This window comes from Streptomyces camponoticapitis, assembly GCF_014646115.1.
GTDB lineage: Bacteria > Actinomycetota > Actinomycetes > Streptomycetales > Streptomycetaceae > Streptomyces > Streptomyces camponoticapitis.
Genome location: NZ_BMMV01000007.1, coordinates 196,131 through 217,853, shown reverse-complemented (window position 1 = coordinate 217,853; position 21,723 = coordinate 196,131). Strand labels below are relative to the sequence as shown.

At 67.7% G+C, this 21,723-nt stretch carries 11 protein-coding genes and 1 pseudogene; 10 read left to right on the top strand and 2 right to left on the bottom strand.

Features of this window, described 5'->3' with window-relative positions:
- The first annotated feature begins 435 nt into the window (after nt 1-435).
- The 10 genes from rpoB to IEY79_RS13470 all read left to right on the top strand — a co-directional run bounded on the left by rpoB (nt 436) and on the right by IEY79_RS13470 (nt 18,830).
- Nucleotides 436-3,918: a DNA-directed RNA polymerase subunit beta gene (rpoB, locus tag IEY79_RS13515; RefSeq protein WP_189107667.1), complete on the top strand. Its 3,483-nt coding sequence runs from the start codon at nt 436-438 to the stop codon at nt 3,916-3,918.
- Between the two features lie 134 nt (nt 3,919-4,052).
- Nucleotides 4,053-7,958: a DNA-directed RNA polymerase subunit beta' gene (locus IEY79_RS13510; protein WP_189107666.1), complete on the top strand. Its 3,906-nt coding sequence runs from the start codon at nt 4,053-4,055 to the stop codon at nt 7,956-7,958.
- An 87-nt stretch (nt 7,959-8,045) separates the two neighbouring features.
- The gene (locus tag IEY79_RS13505; protein ID WP_189107665.1) at nt 8,046-8,828 is read left to right on the top strand and encodes a hypothetical protein; all 783 of its coding nucleotides are present in this window, start codon (nt 8,046-8,048) and stop codon (nt 8,826-8,828) included.
- Nucleotides 8,829-8,836: 8 nt separating this feature from the next.
- Nucleotides 8,837-9,274 (top strand): hypothetical protein, encoded by a 438-nt coding sequence (locus IEY79_RS13500; RefSeq protein WP_189107664.1) that lies wholly within the window; start codon nt 8,837-8,839, stop codon nt 9,272-9,274.
- A 385-nt stretch (nt 9,275-9,659) separates the two neighbouring features.
- The gene (gene rpsL, locus IEY79_RS13495) at nt 9,660-10,031 is read left to right on the top strand and encodes a 30S ribosomal protein S12 (RefSeq protein WP_003948652.1); all 372 of its coding nucleotides are present in this window, start codon (nt 9,660-9,662) and stop codon (nt 10,029-10,031) included.
- A 3-nt stretch (nt 10,032-10,034) separates the two neighbouring features.
- Nucleotides 10,035-10,505, top strand: coding sequence for a 30S ribosomal protein S7 (rpsG, locus tag IEY79_RS13490; protein ID WP_023539364.1), 471 nt, complete (start codon nt 10,035-10,037; stop codon nt 10,503-10,505).
- Between the two features lie 38 nt (nt 10,506-10,543).
- Nucleotides 10,544-12,673, top strand: coding sequence for an elongation factor G (fusA, locus tag IEY79_RS13485; RefSeq protein ID WP_189107663.1), 2,130 nt, complete (start codon nt 10,544-10,546; stop codon nt 12,671-12,673).
- A gap of 165 nt (nt 12,674-12,838) precedes the next feature.
- On the top strand, nt 12,839-14,032 hold the full coding sequence (gene tuf, locus IEY79_RS13480) for an elongation factor Tu (protein WP_189107662.1): 1,194 nt from the start codon (nt 12,839-12,841) through the stop codon (nt 14,030-14,032).
- A 233-nt stretch (nt 14,033-14,265) separates the two neighbouring features.
- Nucleotides 14,266-15,966, top strand: coding sequence for an RNA ligase family protein (locus IEY79_RS13475; RefSeq protein WP_189107661.1), 1,701 nt, complete (start codon nt 14,266-14,268; stop codon nt 15,964-15,966).
- On the top strand, nt 15,966-18,830 hold the full coding sequence (locus tag IEY79_RS13470; protein WP_189107660.1) for a poly(A) polymerase: 2,865 nt from the start codon (nt 15,966-15,968) through the stop codon (nt 18,828-18,830). The genes IEY79_RS13475 and IEY79_RS13470 overlap by 1 nt, the downstream gene beginning before the upstream one ends.
- Nucleotides 18,831-19,195: 365 nt before the next feature.
- On the opposite strand, the gene IEY79_RS13465 is transcribed toward IEY79_RS13470, so the two are convergent.
- Nucleotides 19,196-21,298, bottom strand: coding sequence for an alkaline phosphatase family protein (locus IEY79_RS13465; RefSeq protein ID WP_189107659.1), 2,103 nt, complete (start codon nt 21,296-21,298; stop codon nt 19,196-19,198).
- A 283-nt stretch (nt 21,299-21,581) separates the two neighbouring features.
- Nucleotides 21,582-21,716: pseudogene (locus IEY79_RS37345) on the bottom strand (lantibiotic ABC transporter); the annotation flags it as partial.
- Nucleotides 21,717-21,723 lie beyond the last annotated feature (7 nt).

Sequence of the window (21,723 nt, the reverse complement as noted above, 5' to 3'; positions counted from 1 at the left end):
TCCGGCTGCGAGTATGGTGATCATCGCCGTGCCTTCCGTACGACCGGTGACGATCCGTACGGAGCGGGGGGCCTTGACGAACCGCACGCAGCGCGCAATTCTCAGGACGCGTCGTCATAATCGATCCGAATCCGAGGCATGGATCGGCGACGAAGAGGGCAGGATCGATGTGCGCCTACGGCGTGGGTCCGAACGCAGTTGAGACAAGGTGTTGAGTACAACGAGGGTCTCGCAAAACCCGGCCTGGACATCAGTGTGCCAAGTGGCTACACTGACCCTTTGCGCTGCCTGTTAGCTGCTCCCTGCCCGTCACCAGGGGCACCCCCATGCAAGACATCGTCGGCTGACCAGCCCTTTTAGGGGCCTGTCATCCGGTGTGTCCCGCTCGGGACCGGTACGCGCGTAGTGAGTCCGAGCCCTCGGAAGGACCCCCTCTTGGCCGCCTCGCGCAACGCCTCGACCACGAATACGAACAACGGCGCCAGCACCGCCCCGCTGCGCATCTCCTTTGCAAAGATCAAGGAGCCCCTCGAGGTTCCGAACCTCCTCGCGCTGCAGACCGAGAGCTTCGACTGGCTGCTCGGCAATGCCGTATGGAAGGCGCGTGTCGAGGCAGCTCTAGAGAGCGGCCAGGACGTCCCCAGGAAGTCGGGTCTGGAGGAGATCTTCGAGGAGATCTCTCCGATCGAGGACTTCTCCGGGTCGATGTCGCTGACCTTCCGCGACCACCGCTTCGAGCCGCCGAAGAACTCGATCGACGAGTGCAAGGAGCGCGACTTCACGTACGCGGCCCCGCTCTTCGTCACCGCCGAGTTCACCAACAACGAGACCGGCGAGATCAAGTCCCAGACCGTCTTCATGGGCGACTTCCCGCTCATGACGGACAAGGGCACGTTCGTCATCAACGGCACCGAGCGTGTCGTGGTGACCCAGCTCGTCCGCTCGCCGGGTGTGTACTTCGATTCCTCGATCGACAAGACGTCCGACAAGGACATCTTCTCTTCCAAGATCATCCCGTCCCGGGGTGCCTGGCTGGAGATGGAGATCGACAAGCGCGACATGGTCGGTGTCCGTATCGACCGCAAGCGCAAGCAGTCCGTCACCGTTCTGCTCAAGGCTCTCGGCTGGACGACCGAGCAGATCCTGGAGGAGTTCGGCGAGTACGAGTCGATGCGCGCCACCCTGGAGAAGGACCACACCCAGGGCCAGGACGACGCGCTGCTCGACATCTACCGCAAGCTGCGTCCGGGCGAGCCCCCGACGCGCGAGGCGGCCCAGACGCTGCTCGAGAACCTCTACTTCAACCCCAAGCGCTACGACCTCGCGAAGGTCGGCCGCTACAAGGTGAACAAGAAGCTCGGCGCTGCGGAGCCGCTGGACGCCGGTGTGCTCACCACCGACGACATCATCGCCACGATCAAGTACCTGGTGAAGCTGCACGCCGGTGAGACCGAGACGGTCGGCGAGAGCGGCACCCAGATCCTGGTCGAGACCGACGACATCGACCACTTCGGCAACCGCCGTCTGCGCAACGTGGGCGAGCTCATCCAGAACCAGGTCCGTACGGGTCTGGCGAGGATGGAGCGCGTCGTACGTGAGCGCATGACGACCCAGGACGTCGAGGCGATCACGCCGCAGACCCTGATCAACATCCGGCCGGTCGTCGCCTCCATCAAGGAGTTCTTCGGCACCAGCCAGCTGTCGCAGTTCATGGACCAGAACAACCCGCTGTCGGGTCTGACCCACAAGCGCCGGCTCAACGCGCTCGGCCCCGGTGGTCTGTCCCGTGAGCGGGCCGGCTTCGAGGTCCGTGACGTGCACCCCTCGCACTACGGCCGCATGTGCCCGATCGAGACCCCCGAAGGCCCGAACATCGGCCTGATCGGCTCGCTCGCGTCGTACGGCCGGGTCAACGCGTTCGGTTTCGTCGAGACGCCGTACCGCAAGGTCGTCGGCGGTGTCGTCACCGACGACGTCGACTACCTGACCGCCGACGAGGAGGACCGCTTCGTCATCGCCCAGGCCAACGCGACGCTGTCCGAGGAGATGCGGTTCACCGAGCCGCGCGTCCTGGTCCGCCGTCGTGGCGGCGAGGTCGACTACATCCCCGGTGACGACGTCGACTACATGGACGTCTCGCCGCGCCAGATGGTGTCGGTCGCGACCGCGATGATCCCGTTCCTGGAGCACGACGACGCCAACCGCGCCCTCATGGGCGCGAACATGATGCGCCAGGCCGTGCCGCTGATCACCTCCGAGGCGCCGCTCGTCGGCACCGGCATGGAGTACCGCTGCGCGGTCGACGCGGGTGACGTCATCAAGGCGGAGAAGGAGGGTGTGGTCCAGGAGGTCTCCGCGGACTACATCACCATCGCCAACGACGACGGCACGTACACCACGTACCGCATCGCCAAGTTCTCCCGCTCCAACCAGGGCACCTCCGTCAACCAGAAGGTCATCGTCTCCGAGGGTGACCGGGTCGTCGAGAACCAGGTGCTCGCCGACGGTCCCGCCACCGAGCGTGGCGAGATGGCGCTCGGCAAGAACCTCCTCGTGGCGTTCATGCCGTGGGAGGGCCACAACTACGAAGACGCGATCATCCTCAGCCAGCGGCTGGTGCAGGACGACGTCCTCTCCTCGATCCACATCGAGGAGCACGAGGTCGACGCCCGTGACACCAAGCTCGGCCCGGAGGAGATCACCCGGGACATTCCGAACGTCTCCGAAGAGGTCCTCGCGGACCTCGACGAGCGCGGCATCATCCGTATCGGTGCCGAGGTCACGGCCGGGGACATCCTCGTCGGCAAGGTCACGCCCAAGGGTGAGACCGAGCTGACGCCGGAGGAGCGTCTGCTCCGCGCGATCTTCGGTGAGAAGGCCCGTGAAGTCCGCGACACCTCGCTGAAGGTGCCGCACGGCGAGACCGGCAAGATCATCGGTGTCCGCGTCTTCGACCGCGAGGAGGGCGACGAGCTTCCTCCGGGCGTGAACCAGCTGGTCCGCGTCTACGTCGCCCAGAAGCGCAAGATCACCGACGGTGACAAGCTCGCCGGCCGGCACGGCAACAAGGGCGTCATCTCCAAGATCCTTCCGATCGAGGACATGCCGTTCCTTGAGGACGGCACCCCGGTCGACATCATCCTCAACCCCCTCGGCGTCCCGTCCCGGATGAACCCGGGACAGGTCCTGGAGATCCACCTCGGCTGGCTCGCCAGCCAGGGCTGGAAGGTCGAGGGCAGCGAGGAGTGGATGGAGCGGCTGAAGACCATCGGCGCCGACGAGGTCGCCGCCGGTACCAACGTCGCGACACCCGTCTTCGACGGCGCGCGCGAGGACGAGATCTCCGGCCTCTTCGAGGCCACGATCCCGAACCGCGACGGCGAGCGGATGGTCAAGGCCTCCGGCAAGGCCAGCCTGTTCGACGGCCGCTCCGGTGAGCCGTTCCCCGAGCCGGTCTCCATCGGCTACATGTACATCCTGAAGCTCCACCACCTGGTCGACGACAAGCTCCACGCCCGCTCGACCGGTCCGTACTCGATGATCACCCAGCAGCCGCTGGGTGGTAAGGCCCAGTTCGGCGGTCAGCGCTTCGGTGAGATGGAGGTGTGGGCGCTGGAGGCTTATGGCGCCGCTTACGCCCTCCAGGAGCTCCTGACCATCAAGTCCGACGACGTGACCGGCCGCGTGAAGGTCTACGAGGCCATCGTCAAGGGCGAGAACATCCCCGAGCCCGGCATTCCCGAGTCCTTCAAGGTGCTCATCAAGGAAATGCAGTCGCTCTGTCTCAACGTGGAGGTGCTGTCCTCGGACGGTATGTCCATCGAGATGCGCGACACGGACGAGGACGTCTTCCGCGCGGCGGAGGAGCTCGGTATCGACCTGTCCCGGCGAGAGCCGAGCAGCGTCGAAGAGGTCTGACGGGTTGTCCGGCCGCTCCTGTCTCGGGGCGGCCGGCTCCTCCCGGACCCTCCCCTCGCGCCCTGGTGGGCTCGGGCGGGACCCCCTTCAGACCATTGATTGAGACTCGACCCCGAAAGAGGGATTGACGACAAGTGCTCGACGTCAACTTCTTCGACGAGCTGCGGATCGGCCTCGCCACCGCGGACGACATCCGGACCTGGTCCCACGGCGAAGTGAAGAAGCCGGAGACCATCAACTACCGCACGCTCAAGCCCGAGAAGGACGGACTCTTCTGCGAGAAGATCTTCGGTCCGACCCGGGACTGGGAGTGCTACTGCGGCAAGTACAAGCGTGTCCGCTTCAAGGGCATCATCTGTGAGCGCTGTGGCGTCGAAGTCACGCGCGCCAAGGTGCGCCGTGAGCGGATGGGCCACATCGAGCTTGCCGCGCCCGTCACCCACATCTGGTACTTCAAGGGCGTTCCGTCCCGTCTGGGGTACCTGCTCGACCTCGCGCCGAAGGACCTCGAGAAGGTCATCTACTTCGCCGCGTACATGATCACGTTCGTGGACGAGGAGCGCCGTACGCGTGACCTGCCGTCGCTGGAGGCGCATGTCTCCGTCGAGCGCCAGCAGGTCGAGAACCGTCGCGACTCCGACCTCGAAGCCCGCGCCAAGAAGCTCGAGACCGACCTGGCCGAGCTGGAGGCCGAGGGCGCCAAGGCCGACGTGCGCCGCAAGGTGCGCGAAGGTGCCGAGCGTGAGATGAAGCAGCTGCGCGACCGTGCGCAGCGCGAGATCGACCGGCTCGACGAGGTGTGGAGCCGTTTCAAGAACCTCAAGGTCCAGGACCTGGAGGGCGACGAGCTGCTCTACCGCGAGCTGCGTGACCGCTTCGGCACGTACTTCGACGGTTCCATGGGCGCGGCCGCTCTGCAGAAGCGCCTGGAGTCCTTCGACCTGAACGAAGAGGCCGAGCGGCTCCGCGAGATCATCCGTACCGGCAAGGGCCAGAAGAAGACCCGTGCGCTCAAGCGCCTCAAGGTCGTCTCCGCGTTCCTGCAGACCAGCAACAGCCCCAAGGGCATGGTGCTGGACTGCGTGCCGGTGATCCCGCCGGACCTGCGTCCGATGGTGCAGCTGGACGGTGGCCGCTTCGCGACCTCCGACCTAAACGACCTGTACCGCCGTGTGATCAACCGCAACAACCGCCTCAAGCGTCTCCTTGACCTCGGTGCCCCCGAGATCATCGTGAACAACGAGAAGCGGATGCTGCAGGAGGCCGTCGACGCGCTGTTCGACAACGGCCGCCGCGGTCGCCCGGTCACCGGTCCCGGCAACCGGCCCCTGAAGTCCCTCAGCGACATGCTGAAGGGCAAGCAGGGCCGTTTCCGCCAGAACCTCCTCGGCAAGCGTGTCGACTACTCGGCCCGTTCCGTGATCGTCGTCGGACCGCAGCTCAAGCTGCACCAGTGCGGTCTGCCGAAGGCCATGGCGCTGGAGCTCTTCAAGCCGTTCGTGATGAAGCGCCTGGTGGACCTGAACCACGCGCAGAACATCAAGTCGGCCAAGCGCATGGTCGAGCGTGGCCGCACCGTCGTGTACGACGTCCTCGAAGAGGTCATCGCCGAACACCCGGTGCTGCTGAACCGTGCTCCGACCCTGCACCGCCTCGGCATCCAGGCCTTCGAGCCCCAGCTGGTCGAAGGCAAGGCCATCCAGATCCACCCGCTCGTCTGCACCGCGTTCAACGCGGACTTCGACGGTGACCAGATGGCCGTCCACCTGCCGCTCTCCGCGGAGGCGCAGGCCGAGGCCCGCATCCTGATGCTGTCCTCGAACAACATCCTCAAGCCGGCCGACGGCCGTCCCGTCACCATGCCCACCCAGGACATGGTGCTCGGCCTCTTCTTCCTCACCACGGACGAGGAGGAGCGCGAGGTCATCGGCGAGGGCCGGTCCTTCGGCTCCAGCGCCGAGGCCACGATGGCGTTCGACAACCGCGAGCTCTCGCTCCAGGCGAAGGTCGACATCCGCTTCCCGGTGGGCACCATCCCGCCGCGCGGCTGGACCCCGCCCGTCGGCGAGGACGGCGAGACGAACGCCGAGTGGCAGCAGGGCGACCCGTTCCGGCTGCGTACGACCCTGGGCCGCGCGCTCTTCAACGAGCTGCTGCCCGAGGACTACCCGTTCGTCGACTACTCGGTGGGCAAGAAGCAGCTCTCCGAGATCGTCAACGACCTCGCCGAGCGCTACCCCAAGGTCATCGTGGCGGCGACGCTCGACAACCTGAAGGCGGCCGGCTTCTTCTGGGCGACCCGCTCCGGTGTCACCGTCGCCATCTCCGATGTCGTCGTGCCCGAGGCGAAGAAGGCGATCGTCCAGGGTTACGAGGTCCAGGACGAGAAGGTCCAGAAGCAGTACGAGCGCGGTCTGATCACCAAGGACGAGCGCACCCAGGAGCTCATCGCGATCTGGACCAAGGCGACCAACGAGGTCGCCGAGGCGATGAACGCGAACTTCCCGAAGACCAACCCCATCTTCATGATGGTGAACTCGGGTGCTCGTGGAAACATGATGCAGATGCGTCAGATCGCCGGTATGCGTGGTCTGGTGTCGAACGCCAAGAACGAGACGATTCCCCGTCCCATCAAGGCGTCGTTCCGTGAAGGCCTGTCCGTGCTGGAGTACTTCATCTCCACGCACGGTGCCCGTAAGGGTCTGGCCGACACCGCCCTGCGTACCGCCGACTCGGGTTACCTCACCCGTCGTCTGGTGGACGTCTCGCAGGACGTCATCATCCGCGAAGAGGACTGCGGCACCGACCGCGGCCTCAAGCTGCGGATCGCGGAGCGCGGCGAGGACGGTGTCCTGCGCAAGGCGGAGGACGTCGAGACGTCCGTGTACGCGCGGATGCTCGCCGAGGACGTCGTCGTGGACGGCAAGGTCATCGCACCGGCCAACGTCGACCTGGGCGATGTCCTGATCGACGCGGTCGTGGCGGCCGGCGTGGAGGAGGTCAAGACCCGCTCGGTCCTGACCTGTGAGTCCGCGGTGGGCACCTGTGCCTTCTGCTACGGCCGTTCGCTGGCCACCGGCAAGCTGGTCGACATCGGTGAGGCGGTCGGCATCATCGCCGCCCAGTCCATCGGTGAGCCCGGCACCCAGCTGACGATGCGTACCTTCCACACCGGTGGTGTGGCGGGCGACGACATCACGCAGGGTCTGCCGCGTGTCGTCGAGCTCTTCGAGGCCCGTACGCCCAAGGGCGTCGCGCCGATCTCCGAGGCCGCGGGCACCGTCCGCATCGAGGAGACCGAGAAGACGAAGAAGCTCGTCGTCACCCCGGACGACGGAAGCGAGGAGACGCCGTTCCCGATCTCCAAGCGCGCCCGGCTGCTCGTGGGCGACGGTGACCGGGTCGAGGTGGGCCAGAAGCTCACCGTCGGCGCCACCAACCCGCACGACGTGCTGCGGATCCTCGGTCAGCGCGCGGTCCAGGTCCACCTGGTCGGCGAGGTCCAGAAGGTCTACAACTCGCAGGGTGTGTCGATCCACGACAAGCACATCGAGATCATCATCCGGCAGATGCTGCGCCGTGTGACGATCATCGAGTCCGGCGACGCGGAACTGCTGCCGGGCGAGCTCGTCGAGCGCTCGAAGTTCGAGACCGAGAACCGTCGCGTGGTCACGGAAGGCGGCCACCCGGCCTCCGGCCGTCCGCAGCTGATGGGTATCACCAAGGCCTCGCTGGCCACGGAGTCTTGGCTGTCGGCGGCGTCCTTCCAGGAGACGACCAGGGTCCTGACCGACGCGGCGATCAACGCCAAGTCGGACTCCCTGATCGGCCTCAAGGAGAACGTCATCATCGGAAAGCTCATCCCGGCGGGTACGGGTCTCTCCCGCTACCGCAACATCCGGGTGGAGCCGACCGAGGAGGCCAAGGCCGCGATGTACTCGGCGGTCGGCTACGACGACATCGACTACTCACCGTTCGGCACGGGCTCCGGCCAGGCCGTTCCGCTGGAGGACTACGACTACGGTCCGTACAACCAGTAAGTAGCGATACGAAGGGCGGTCACCCTGCGGGGGTGGCCGCCCTTCGGCGTATCGGCGGGACCGGCCGCTGATTGAGAATTCGATGTAGTGAATATCGTCGGGGGAGCAGACGTGGAAACGGCGAGGATTTCTCTTGGTCTGACTGCGGCGGTTGTCGTCCCGTGGGGTCTCGGCTGGCAAAGAGTTCGTCCGGGAGCGACGGCGGCCTTTACTGCCCTTTACGGGGCCTACGTGATCAGCCCCTACACTTCCGACGGAAGAGCATGGTGTGCACTGGTAGCTGCGACCCTGCTCTCCTTCGGGGCGATATTCTGGCACTTTGGGGTAGGAAGTCCAAGTTTCGGCTTCTCTGTCGTCTTCCCCGTCTTCGGAACGGCTTCCTCGGTCGCAAGACGGCTTGGGGCGGGAGCGATTGCGGCATCGGCGATCTTGTCGTTGTGGATCGCGGGTCCGAATCTTGCCTCGCTGGGGTCCGAGGTCACCCGCAACGATCAGGTGGCTGTCTTCACCTCCGCGCTCCTGCTTTCCGTTTTCGGTGGTGGAATTTTGGCCATGCTGGCCACCCGCCAGGTGCGCAGAGAGATTGACGCCCTGCCGTCCGGACCGGAGAAAGCTGCCGCTCTTGAGTTCATGAACGGCGGAAGCGGGATCGGGTTGTTGGAGAGGGGCCTACTCTTTGCGTTTCTCGCGGCGGGCCAGCCAGAAGCAGCGGCGCTTGTGCTCGCGGCCAAATCGCTCGCCCGGATTCCTTCTCTCGATCACGGCAGGCATGCGTCCGAATATTTCCTCGTAGGTACGCTGGCCAGCGTCATCGCATCACTGGCGATGAGCATGGTGGCCCGGGTGATCGTGGGGCTTCCTGTTCTCTAGGAGATCTATTGGATCTGCGTCGGGTCTCCCTGATCCTGAAGCTGCTGTCCCTGGGGCTGCCGCCGGACGACTACGTGGTCGCCGGCAGCGGTCCCCTGCTCGCGCACGGTCTGAGGGATGAGATCGGCGACCTTGACCTGGTGGCTCGCGGAGCAGCTTGGAAAGCGGTGTCGACCATGGCAGTCCCCGTTGCGGCACCCTCCGGTCATGGCCGGATGGTCGTGCTCGCGGACGGGCAGATCGAAGTCTTCGATCGATGGCTTCCCGGTACCGGCGATCCCGGCAGGCTGATCGAGTCGGCGGAGCGGGTTCAAGGGATTCCGTTCTGCCCGCTCCGGGAGGTCCTCGGCTGGAAGGAGCGCTCCGACCGGCCAAAGGATCGGGCCGATGTCGAGCTGATCAAGGACTATCTCAGCCGTGCCGATACCAGCTCTCGGGACGCCTGACCGATTGCTGTTGCGTCAGCAGGGAGATGACCTGCGGTTTTGCCCTGACCCCCAGCGCGTCTGACGGCGACTCGGCACCCGGGAGATCGCGGCGGCGGCTGCCTTCGCCGAGATGTGTCCGAGCAGCGTTCGCCCGGCGTGTTCGGGGTCACTCCATTTGTTTTGACCGGAGTCGATGCGGTAGGTACGCTCAGACCTTGTGCCTGGGGTGTGCCTGGGCTCCTGTGCGTGTCCTCAACCGCATGGTGAGTTCGGACGAAGGCCACCGCGATCTGCGCTTTCCTCGCCTCCAGCGGGATCTTGCAGTATTCGACACACCCGACCGCGTGGGTCGGCGAATGTTCCAGGTTAGTTTTACTGACGGCACACAGAAACCGGAGAAGTAGTGCCTACGATCCAGCAGCTGGTCCGGAAGGGCCGGCAGGACAAGGTCGAGAAGAACAAGACGCCTGCCCTCGAGGGTTCCCCTCAGCGCCGCGGCGTCTGCACGCGTGTGTTCACGACCACCCCGAAGAAGCCCAACTCCGCCCTGCGGAAGGTCGCACGTGTGCGACTGACCTCCGGTATCGAGGTCACGGCATACATTCCGGGTGAGGGACACAACCTGCAGGAGCACTCCATCGTGCTCGTGCGTGGTGGCCGTGTGAAGGACCTGCCGGGTGTTCGCTACAAGATCATCCGCGGTTCCCTGGACACCCAGGGAGTCAAGAACCGCAAGCAGGCCCGCAGCCGCTACGGCGCCAAGAAGGAGAAGTAAACAATGCCTCGTAAGGGCCCTGCCCCGAAGCGCCCGGTCATCATCGACCCGGTCTACGGTTCTCCTCTTGTCACGTCGCTGATCAACAAGCTTCTGCTCAACGGCAAGCGTTCCACCGCCGAGCGGATCGTCTACGGCGCCATGGAAGGCCTCCGCGAGAAGACCGGCAACGACCCGGTCATCACGCTGAAGCGCGCGCTTGAGAACGTCAAGCCGTCGCTCGAGGTCAAGTCCCGCCGCGTCGGCGGCGCCACCTACCAGGTGCCGATCGAGGTCAAGCCCGGTCGCGCCTCCACCCTCGCGCTGCGCTGGCTGGTCGGTTACTCCCGCGCCCGTCGCGAGAAGACCATGACCGAGCGCCTCATGAACGAACTGCTCGACGCCTCCAACGGCCTCGGCGCTTCGGTCAAGAAGCGTGAGGACACGCACAAGATGGCCGAGTCCAACAAGGCCTTCGCGCACTACCGCTGGTAGTCAGCGCCCACATCGAGACCGAGAGAAGATTGAGCCTCATGGCCACCACTTCGCTTGACCTGGCCAAGGTCCGCAACATCGGGATCATGGCCCACATCGACGCGGGCAAGACGACCACCACTGAGCGGATCCTGTTCTACACCGGTGTGAGCTACAAGATCGGTGAAGTCCACGACGGCGCTGCCACGATGGACTGGATGGAGCAGGAGCAGGAGCGCGGCATCACGATCACGTCTGCCGCGACGACCTGTCACTGGCCGCTCGACGATGTCGATCACACGATCAACATCATCGACACCCCGGGTCACGTCGACTTCACCGTCGAGGTGGAGCGTTCGCTCCGCGTCCTCGACGGTGCTGTCACCGTGTTCGACGGCGTGGCGGGCGTTGAGCCGCAGTCCGAGACCGTATGGCGTCAGGCGGACCGCTACGGCGTGCCGCGTATCTGCTTCGTCAACAAGCTCGACCGGACCGGCGCGGAGTTCCACCGCTGCGTCGACATGATTTCGGACCGCCTTGGCGCGGTCCCGATCGTGATGCAGCTTCCGATCGGTGCCGAGGCCGACTTCAAGGGCGTCGTCGACCTCGTGTCGATGAAGGCCTTCGTCTGGTCCGCCGAGGCCACCAAGGGCGAGATGTACGACGTCGTCGACATCCCGGACACGCACACCGAGGCCGCCGAGGAATGGCGCGGCAAGCTTCTCGAGGTCGTGTCCGAGAACGACGACGAGATGATGGAGCTGTACCTGGAGGGCCAGGAGCCCACCGAGGAGCAGCTGCACACGGCGATCCGCCGTATCACGCTCGCCTCCAAGGGTGCGGCCGACTCCGTCACCGTCACGCCCGTCTTCTGCGGTACCGCGTTCAAGAACAAGGGCGTTCAGCCCCTGCTCGACGCGGTCGTGCGCTACCTGCCCTCCCCCCTCGACGTCGACGCCATCGAAGGCCACGACGTCAAGGACCCGGAGCAGATCGTCAGGCGCAAGCCGTCCGACGACGAGCCGTTCGCCGGCCTCGCCTTCAAGATCGCGAGCGACCCGCACCTGGGCAAGCTCACCTTCGTCCGGATCTACTCCGGTCGCCTCACGGCCGGCACCGCGGTGCTGAACTCCGTGAAGGGCAAGAAGGAGCGCATCGGCAAGATCTACCGTATGCACGCGAACAAGCGTGAGGAGATCGAGTCGGTGGGCGCCGGTGACATCGTCGCCGTCATGGGCCTGAAGCAGACCACCACCGGTGAGACGCTGAGCGACGACAAGAACCCGGTGATCCTGGAGTCCATGGACTTCCCGGCGCCGGTCATCCAGGTCGCGATCGAGCCCAAGTCCAAGGGTGACCAGGAGCGTCTGGGTGTCGCCATCCAGCGCCTCGCGGAGGAGGACCCCTCCTTCCAGGTTCACTCGGACGAGGAGACCGGCCAGACCATCATCGGTGGTATGGGCGAGCTTCACCTCGAAGTGCTTGTCGACCGCATGAAGCGCGAGTTCCGCGTGGAGGCGAATGTCGGTAAGCCGCAGGTCGCTTACCGTGAGACGATCCGCAAGGCCGTCGAGCGTATCGACTACACGCACAAGAAGCAGACCGGTGGTACCGGCCAGTTCGCGAAGGTGCAGATCGCGTTGGAGCCCATCGAGGGCGGCGACGCGACCTACGAGTTCGTGAACAAGGTGACCGGCGGCCGTATCCCCCGTGAGTACATCCCCTCGGTGGACGCGGGTGCGCAGGAGGCCATGCAGTTCGGCATCCTGGCCGGCTACGAGATGGTGGGCGTACGCGTCACTCTTCTCGACGGTGGTTACCACGAGGTCGACTCCTCCGAGCTCGCGTTCAAGATCGCCGGTTCGCAGGCGTTCAAGGACGGCGCCCGCCGGGCGTCGCCCGTGCTTCTCGAACCGATGATGGCCGTCGAGGTCACCACGCCCGAGGACTACATGGGCGATGTCATCGGTGACCTCAACTCCCGCCGTGGCCAGATCCAGGCCATGGAGGAGCGCAGCGGCGCTCGCGTCGTGAAGGGCCTCGTGCCCCTCTCGGAGATGTTCGGCTACGTCGGAGACCTCCGCAGCAAGACTTCGGGTCGCGCAAGCTACTCGATGCAGTTCGACTCCTACGCCGAGGTTCCCCGGAACGTCGCCGAGGAGATCATCGCGAAGGCCAAGGGCGAGTAGCTCGTCCCGAGCACGCTTTAGGCTTGTCACCGGCAAGCCCTGGGGCCGCCGGACAACGCGTACGGGAGACCGTGCGAGTGTCCGGCGCCCCGGGCCCCGGCATCCCAGCAAAGATCACCTGGCGCCGATGAGTAAGGCGTACAGAACCACTCCAGGAGGACCCCAGTGGCGAAGGCGAAGTTCGAGCGGACTAAGCCGCACGTCAACATCGGCACCATCGGTCACATCGACCACGGTAAGACGACCCTCACGGCCGCCATTACCAAGGTGCTGCATGACGCGTACCCGGACCTGAACGAGGCCTCGGCCTTCGACCAGATCGACAAGGCTCCTGAGGAGCGCCAGCGCGGTATCACCATCTCCATCGCGCACGTCGAGTACCAGACGGAGTCGCGTCACTACGCGCACGTCGACTGCCCCGGTCACGCGGACTACATCAAGAACATGATCACGGGTGCGGCGCAGATGGACGGCGCCATCCTCGTTGTCGCCGCGACCGACGGCCCGATGCCGCAGACCAAGGAGCACGTGCTCCTGGCCCGCCAGGTCGGCGTGCCGTACATCGTCGTCGCGCTGAACAAGGCCGACATGGTGGACGACGAGGAGATCCTTGAGCTCGTCGAGCTCGAGGTCCGTGAGCTCCTCTCCGAGTACGAGTTCCCGGGCGACGACCTGCCGGTCGTCAAGGTCTCGGCGCTCAAGGCGCTCGAAGGCGACAAGGAGTGGGGCCAGACCGTCCTCGACCTGATGAAGGCCGTCGACGAGTCGATCCCGCAGCCCGAGCGTGACGTCGAGAAGCCGTTCCTCATGCCCATCGAGGACGTCTTCACGATCACCGGCCGTGGCACGGTCGTCACCGGTCGTATCGAGCGTGGTGTGCTCAAGGTCAACGAGACCGTCGACATCGTCGGTATCAAGACCGAGAAGACCACCACCACGGTCACCGGCATCGAGATGTTCCGCAAGCTGCTCGACGAGGGCCAGGCCGGTGAGAACGTCGGTCTGCTCCTCCGTGGCATCAAGCGCGAGGATGTCGAGCGCGGCCAGGTCATCATCAAGCCCGGTTCGGTCACGCCGCACACCGAGTTCGAGGCCCAGGCCTACATCCTGTCGAAGGACGAGGGTGGCCGTCACACCCCCTTCTTCAACAACTACCGCCCGCAGTTCTACTTCCGTACGACCGACGTGACCGGCGTCGTGACCCTCCCCGAGGGCACCGAGATGGTCATGCCGGGCGACAACACCCTCATGACGGTCGCGCTGATCCAGCCGGTCGCCATGGAGGAGGGCCTGAAGTTCGCCATCCGTGAGGGTGGCCGGACCGTGGGCGCCGGCCAGGTCACCAAGATCAGCAAGTAATCGCCGATCTGCCGGTCCGCTGTTCCGACGGCTGACTGTTCGACCTGGTAGCTCTCACACGAGCGACCAAGAAGTGGGCCCCGCACCGAAGTTGGTGCGGGGCCCACTTTTCTTTTTTGCAGGCGGGAAGCCGTTGTCCTCGAAGCCGAGTCGCCCCTTATTCGATGGATCGCGTTCCGTCGCGCTCCTAGGGTTGCCGGGCAGGTGGTCACGGGGCGGCGGGGGAGTGGGGCATGCGTACGGCGTATCCGAGGACGTCACATCTGCCCTGGTCGCCCGGGGTCGGGGCCGACGACGTGCGGGCCGGGGACCTGGGCGGGCTGCGGGGGCGGGAAGTCGTCGTCACCGAGAAGATGGACGGGGAGAACACCACCCTGTACCGCGACGGGCTGCACGCCCGGTCGCTGGATTCCGGGCATCATCCGTCACGGGCCTGGGTGAAGGCGTTGCAGGGGCGGATCGGGGCATTGATACCCGACGGGACGCGGGTGTGCGGCGAGAACATGTACGCCCGCCACTCGATCGCTTACGAGGACCTGGAGAGCTGGTTCTACGGCTTCTCCGTGTGGGACGGCGAACGCTGTCTCGGCTGGGACGAGACCGTGCGGACACTGCGGCGCCTGGGGATACCCGCACCGCGCGTCCTGTGGCGCGGGACCTTCGACGAACGGGCCCTGCGGGGGCTGAGGCTGGACCCCGCGCGGCAGGAGGGATACGTCGTACGGACCGTCGAGGCCTTCGTACGCGAGGAGTTCGGGCGCCGGCTCGCCAAGTGGGTGCGGCCGCATCACGTACAGACCGACACGCACTGGATGCACGCCGCCGTCGTGGAGAACGGGCTCGGTGCGAGTGCCGCGTTGTGGGACGTGCGGTCGGGGGGTCCCGTGGACGCGGGGGCCCTGGCGAAGGCCGTGGGTGCCGAGGGGGACGGGCGAGCGGCATTGGAGGTCGCCGGGCGGCTCGACGCCGGCGGGCGGCACGGGGACGACCGGCTGGGTGGGGTTCTGGCCGCTTTTCTGCACCATGTGCCGCGTGGGCGGCTCGCGGCCGCGCTCGTCGCGCCGCTGGGTATGGCGGGGGCGAGGAGAGTCGCGGACCTGGTGGGTCTCCATCCGGCGCTGCACCGACCGTTCCCCGACGAGGAGCGGCGTGCCGGGCTCGCGCGGATGGCGCTCGCCGTCGACCTGGCGGTGCTGCACGCCGTCGCCGGGGCCGTGCCGGAGAGCCGGTCGGAGCAGGTCGAGTGGTCCGCGCTGATCGCCGAAGAGGCCGGGTTGCTGGGACCCGAGCCGGTGGCGCCTCTGCGTACGGGGCTGCGCGCCGCGCTCGACGGGCTCGGACCGGAAGCCGTCGAACGGTGCTGGGCCGAGGCCCGTGACGCCTGGACTGCAGGGCGGCTGACGACCGTCGAGGAGGCGGTGGCCGCGACCTGGCGGTGGCGGTCCGGCAACTTCCCCTCGCTGATTCACCTCGTGGGGCCCTCGGGGAGCGGGAAGAGCACCTTCGTAGGAGGACTCACCGGCGTCGGGACGCGCGTCTCGCTGGACGACCTGCGCGAGGAGCGCGGCGCGCGCGCCGATCAGCGCGCCAACGGGGACGTCCTCCGGGACGGCCTCGACCGCCTCGACCGGGCGCTCGCGGCCGGGGGGACGGTCGTGTGGGACGCCACCTCGCTCAACCGGCAGCAGCGTTCGCTCGTCCAGGCGGTGGCACGGCGGCGCGACGCGTTCGTCACCCACGCGGTGCTGCTCGTGGACGAGGCGGAGCTGGTCAGGCGTAACGGCGTACGGCCGCATCCAGTGCCGGCCGACGTACTCACGGGGCAGCTGCACCGCTTCGTACCGCCGTATCCGGGAGACGCGCACCGTACGTGGTACGTGGGCGCGACCGGGGCCGTCGAGGACGCCGACGACATCGGGAGCGGGGGAACGTGATGCGGACCAGCGATCAGCTCTACCACCAGGTGCGCTGGGACCCGCGCTTCGACCCGGCGCGCTTCGTCCTCGGCGTCAGCCGGCGCGGTACGACCCCCGGCCGCATCCCGCTGCCCGCGTTCGTGCCCGGCGGCGACATCCCGTGGCACCGCGTGCTGTTCGTGGAGGCGGACGGCGAGGTCGTCTGGGACCGGGCGACCGGCGTCGACCGCATCGACGCGACGGACGCGGGGCGGGTGCGGCACGCGCGGCTGCTGCGGGCGCCGTTCTTCTCGGCGTGCGCGCCGTACGCGTACGAGGGCGGGGAGTGGGTGCCCGCGGGCGGGGAGCGGGTGCCCGCGCGTGTCGCCTCCGTACCCGCTTCCGCCTCGCTGCGCGTCCTGACCTGGAACACCCTCTGGGACCGCTACGACAGCGAACGCGTCGACACCGCCGCCCGGCGCCCCCTGCTGCTCGCCGCGCTCGCCGAGTCCGGGGCCGACATCATCGCCCTCCAGGAGGTCGAGGCCGACCTGCTCACGATGCTCCTGAACGCTCCCTGGGTGCGGGCGAGTTACACGCTCGGCACCGACCCGGGCGGGCGCGACGTCGACGACACCGGTCTGCTGCTTCTCAGCCGGCTGCCGGTACGGGAGGCCGGGCGGCACACGCTCGGCCCGCACAAGGCCGTCACCGCGCTCACCGTGGAGACCGGGGCGGGGCCGCTCGTGGTGGCCACCACGCACCTGAGCAGCGACCACTCCAAGGACGGCGCGGACCGGCGCCGTGGCGAACTGGCCGCCCTCGCCGAGGGGTTGGGCGGTGTCGACGCCGATCAGATCCTGCTGGGGGATTTCAACGACGGCTCCGGTGGGGGCGGAGGACCGGCCGCCGCGCTCGGGCTGCGGGACGCCTGGACGGAGGTGTACGGCTCCGAGGACAGCACGCCCACGTTCGATCCGGTCACCAATCCGCTGGCGGCGGTGTCCTCGCTGTCGGGCCGCGCCGCCCGGCTCGACCGGGTGCTGCTGCGGGGGAGCGGGGTGGTGGCCGGGGCGGTGCTGCGCGGGGACACGCCGGACGCGCGGGGGCTCTACATCTCCGACCACTACGGCGTGGAGGCGGAGGTCGCTCTCGGGACGCCGGACACCCCCGCGGATGTGCTGGACGTCCGGGCCACGGCTCGTACGGCCGTCGCCTGGATACCGCCACAGGAGCTGTGGTCTCCCCTCCAGGCCCTCCGGCGGGAGCACGATCCACAGTTCGACCGCCGGCCGCCGCATGTGAACCTGCTCTTCGGCTTCGTCCCGGAGTCCGACTTCGAGCGCGCGGGGCCACTGCTGTCGGCTGCCGCCGCGGAGACGGTGCCGTTCACGGCGCGGCTGGGCGGGGTGCACACCTTCGGGCACCGTGAGGACGCCACGCTCTGGCTGGACCCGGCGGCGGAGGGCTCGGAGTCGGAGGGCTCGGACGCGCCGTGGACGGAGCTACGGCGGGCGCTGGAACGGCGGTTCCCACGCTGCGGCGGACGGCGGGCCGAGGGGTTCACGCCGCATCTGACGCTGAGGCGGAGCCGGGACCCGCAGGGGGATGCGGCCGGCATCGAGGCGCGGCTCGGCGAAGTGTGCGCCACGGTGGGCGAGTTGGTGTTGCTGTCGCGCCGGGGCGAGGAGCCCATGCGGGTGCGGGCGAGGATCGCGCTCGGTACGGGCGAGATCACGTGGGTCCCGGAGGACGAGCCGCCCGCCGGGCCGCTTGCCGGGCCGCCCGCCGCCGATGCCGGCGAGACCGCCCGGCTCCTCGCGCCGCGGACGCCGGCCGAGGGCGTCGTACACGTCGTGGGGTCCCGCCGTATGGGCTGCGCGTCGGCCCGTGCGGATCTGGACCTGGTGGCGGTGGTGCCGGGCGAGGAGGCGGACATGGACGGGATACGGCGGCGGGTCGCCGCCGCGCTCCCGCCCGGCGCGTCCCCCGTACGGGAGGTGATCGGCGCACGCGTGCCCGGACTCCGGTTCACGGTGGGCGAGTTGGGCGTCGACCTGGCAGTGGTCGCGGCCGGTTCACTGCCTCCGGCGCGGGCCGTGGACCGCCGGGCCGAACTCGGCGAGGCGGCGGCCGTCGCGCTGAGCGCGGTGAGCGACGCGGTGGCCGTACGCGACGCGGTCGGCGACCGCCACGGTGCCTTCGCCCGGCTGGCGAGGGAGGTGAAGACGTGGGCGGCGGCGCGCGGCCTGGACTCCGCTCCCTTCGGCGGGCTGCCCGGCCTGGCATGGGCGGTGCTGGCGGCACGCACGGTCATGGAGCCGGACGCGCCGCTCCGGCCCGAGGATCTGCTCCGGCACTTCTTCGGCACATGGGCGGCCTGGGACTGGCGCGAACCGGTCTCCCTCACAACGCCCCTTCCCAGCAAGGGAGTCACCGCCCCGGTCACCGTCCTGACCCCGACCACCCCCATCCGCACCTGCACCGAACAGGTCGGCCCCGGCCACCGCGACCTACTGGTCCAGGAGCTCTACCGGGCCTGGGAACTCCTGGATACGGGCGCCTGCCCCGCACTCGCCGCACCCCCACCCCTCCACCGTCGCCACGCGGCCTGGGCGGTGGCCACGGTGTCCACGCGCCGCCCGGACACACTGGGCCGGTTCCGTGGCCGCGTACGGGCGCTGCTCACCGCGCTCGAAGCGGCCGGCGTACGGGACGCCCACGCCTGGCCGCGCCCGTACACGACGGACGGGGACCGGGATCGCGTCCACTACGCGATCGGCCTCGGCGCCACCCCACCGGACGCGGCGACGCTCACGGAGATCGTGTCGCCGTGGGGCCGGGGCCTGCGGGACGTGGATGTCGCGTGGACGCGCGGAGGCGACGTACCGACCCTGCGCTGAGCTGCCCCGGCCTCCCCGCTCACCGTGAGGCGGCGAGTGCCTTCCAGATAGCCCGCCGCCTCCAACTTCCGCGGTGCGGCGCCGATACGCTCCTCGCCCTCCGGGAAGCGGGCGGTCACGCACTTGACGCCGATCCGGGCTCCGGCGGGCAGCGACTGGATGTGGACGGCGGGGCCGATCGCGACGAGGGTCGGTTCACGGTGCTGGACGAGGTGGTTGCCCACCGCACCGGGTCGCCGCGGACCGGGTCGCGCTTCTCCGCGACCCGGTGAGATGGCTTGCGGGGGAACCGCGCAGTTCGCCCGAAGTGACACAGAAGGGCCGACCGCGAGACGCGGTCGGCCCTAGGGAAGATCCTGTGGGGATCAGTGCTTTCCCGTGTCCGCCACCCGGCCGGCGTAGCGCTGTGTCCAGGTGGTGTCGGTGTCGACGGTGATGACCAGGTCGTAGTAACCGTCCTGGGTCGGCCATGTGACGACCTTCGACCTGCCGTGTTCGACCGTGACTTTCTGGGTGTGGCCGAGGTAGTCGTGGGGGACGAGGGTGTAGCGCACCGGCTGGTTGCCGTCGTTGCGCAACGTGAGCTTCACGCGCGCCTCGTGCTTGGTGCCTTCGGCTTTCAGCAGGTCGACGTCCACGCGCGGGAGGCCATCGTCGTTCTTCTTTCCGGCGGGCGGGAGCTGGCCGGCGAAGGAGCGTACGAAACCGTCGTTGGAGTAGATCGAGAACGCGTACTTGCCGTCGGTGGCCTTGGCGTCCCAGGTGTACTCGCGGGACTTGCGCGCGGTGACGGTGAACGGCGTGTTGGAGAACGGCCGGTATTTGTCGGGGAAGACCTGGAAGCTCAGGGCCTTGTCCTTCGGGCCGCCGGACAGGCTCATCGTGGCGGTGACCGTTCCCGACTTGTGGTCCACCGAGACCGTCGCGTGCGGATGGAAACTCAGCGGGCGCGGCGTCATGTGGTGGGCGGCGACCGAGACGGACTTCTCCGCGACCGGGTCGGCGAAGACGGCCGGACCCGGCCGCGGGTCGGTGAAGTCGAGAGCGCTGGTGAGGTCGCCCGCGATCGAACGCCGCCACTCGCTGATGTTGGGGGACCGGAACGGCTTGCCGAGGTGCTGCGACCAGGTTTCGAGGAACTTGATCGTCGACGTGTGGTCGAAGACCTCCGAGGCGACGTGGCCGCCACGGCTCCACGGTGAGACCAGCAGCATCGGTACGCGCGGACCGAAACCGAGCGGGTAGTCGCCGGCGTACTCGCGCGCCGTGCCCGGCTCGGGCCACGGGGGCAGCACGTGGTCGAACTTCCCGTCGTTCTCGTCGTAGTTGAGGATGAAGAGGGTGTGGTTCCAGATGTCGGGGTTGCTCTGCAGGATGTCGAGCACCCTGCTGACATAGCGCTCGCCGTGTCGGGTGTCCGCGTCCGGGTGCTCGGACCAGCCGTACGGCGCCACGATCCAGGAGACCGCCGGCAGCGGGTGTTCGGCGCCCGGTCGGCAGGCGTCGCGGAAGTTCTTGAGGACCGCGTCGAGGTTGTCGTCGGAGTCGTCGTTCGGGGAGGTCATGCCTGAGTAGTACGTGGCGTTGGCGCGCCAGATCAGCCCGGTGCCGGGCCGCAACTTCGGGTCGTCGGCGCTCAGCCCCTCCGGGTCGAACCCCTTGAAGTACTTCAGCTCGTTGTCGCCGTAGTCGCCGACCCAGGTGCTGATGTAACCCTGCCGCCCGTCGCCGCTGTTGTCCGAGTACAGCCGCCAGTCGATGCCGGCCTGCTGGAGCTGCTCGGGCACCGTGGTCCAGGAGCGGGAGTAGTTGGACTCGTCGGTGTTGCCGGTCTCGCTGTTGGCGGTACCGCTCCACAGGTACTTCCGGTTGGGGTCCGTCGGCCCGAACTCCGAGGAGAAGTTCTGGTCGGCGATGGTGTACTGGGCGGCGACCGAGTGGTAGAAGCCCATGTAGGCGTCGCTGTGGTAATTCATGCAGCTCGCGCCGTTGTGCTGCACCCACTGATCCCACTTGCGGTGGTTGACGTCGCCCCAGGCTCCGTGGTCGTTGCCCCAGTTGCCGTCGTCGACCTGCGGGGCGACGATCTTGCCGTCGCGGTCCTTCTGCTGGAAGACGGTGGTGCCGTCCTGGAAGCGGAGCGCCTGCTTGTCGTTGAAGCCGCGGATGCCGGGGAACGTGCCGAAGTAGTGGTCGGTCGACCGGTTCTCCTGCATCAGGATCACGACGTGCTTCAGGTCGGACATGTCGCCCTTGAAGCCCCTCGGCAGGCCATGGTCGTGGCTGCCGTCATGCTTCGGCTTCGGAGCGGCGTACGCGCCGCCGGCCCCGGCGGTCGCGCCGAGCACCAGTGACCCGGCGGTGACCCCGGTGCCCTGGATGAACCGGCGACGGGTGGCGCCGCTCATCGTGCGGCCCCTGCCGCCGGGTTCGGGCCCGGGGGCAGGGGAGATCGGATCGGGGGCCATGGAAGCTCCTTGCCTGGGGAATTCGGTGGTCACTACAACCTGTTCATGCCAGCGGGTGAACGCCAACGCTGCGTGAACGCAGACCGAGGGGGGACCGGCCGGACATCGACGGTCAGGCGGCCAACAACCAGGGCATTTGCAAAATCCCCTGATCCTGTATTCGCGCTGGTCCGCCGAGTCGGAGGGGGTCGAGGGCTGTCCGAAGGCGCGGAGCCCGGCGCCCGTGAAAACCCAGGAGCCCCGACAGGCATGTCGTGGAGGGATTCGTCCGACCTGAAGGACAGCCCGTAGCGAGCCCGAACAGCATCGGCTCGGAGAAGTCGATTCCCTCGTGGCGCTGCGGCACGCCGAGCGCCGTCGTCTCACCGTGCCGCGTACCGCGGGGATCGATGTCCTTCACCGTGCTCGTACCGCTCATTTCTCTC

What these genes read in the sequence shown, in the direction of transcription:
- IEY79_RS13465 (WP_189107659.1), bottom strand. Translation starts at nt 21,298, where the DNA reads ATGGCCCCCGATCCGATCTCCCCTGCCCCCGGGCCCGAACCCGGCGGC.
- rpsG (WP_023539364.1), top strand. Translation starts at nt 10,035, where the DNA reads ATGCCTCGTAAGGGCCCTGCCCCGAAGCGCCCGGTCATCATCGACCCG.
- IEY79_RS13470 (WP_189107660.1), top strand. Translation starts at nt 15,966, where the DNA reads ATGCGGACCAGCGATCAGCTCTACCACCAGGTGCGCTGGGACCCGCGC.
- IEY79_RS13475 (WP_189107661.1), top strand. Translation starts at nt 14,266, where the DNA reads ATGCGTACGGCGTATCCGAGGACGTCACATCTGCCCTGGTCGCCCGGG.
- fusA (WP_189107663.1), top strand. Translation starts at nt 10,544, where the DNA reads ATGGCCACCACTTCGCTTGACCTGGCCAAGGTCCGCAACATCGGGATC.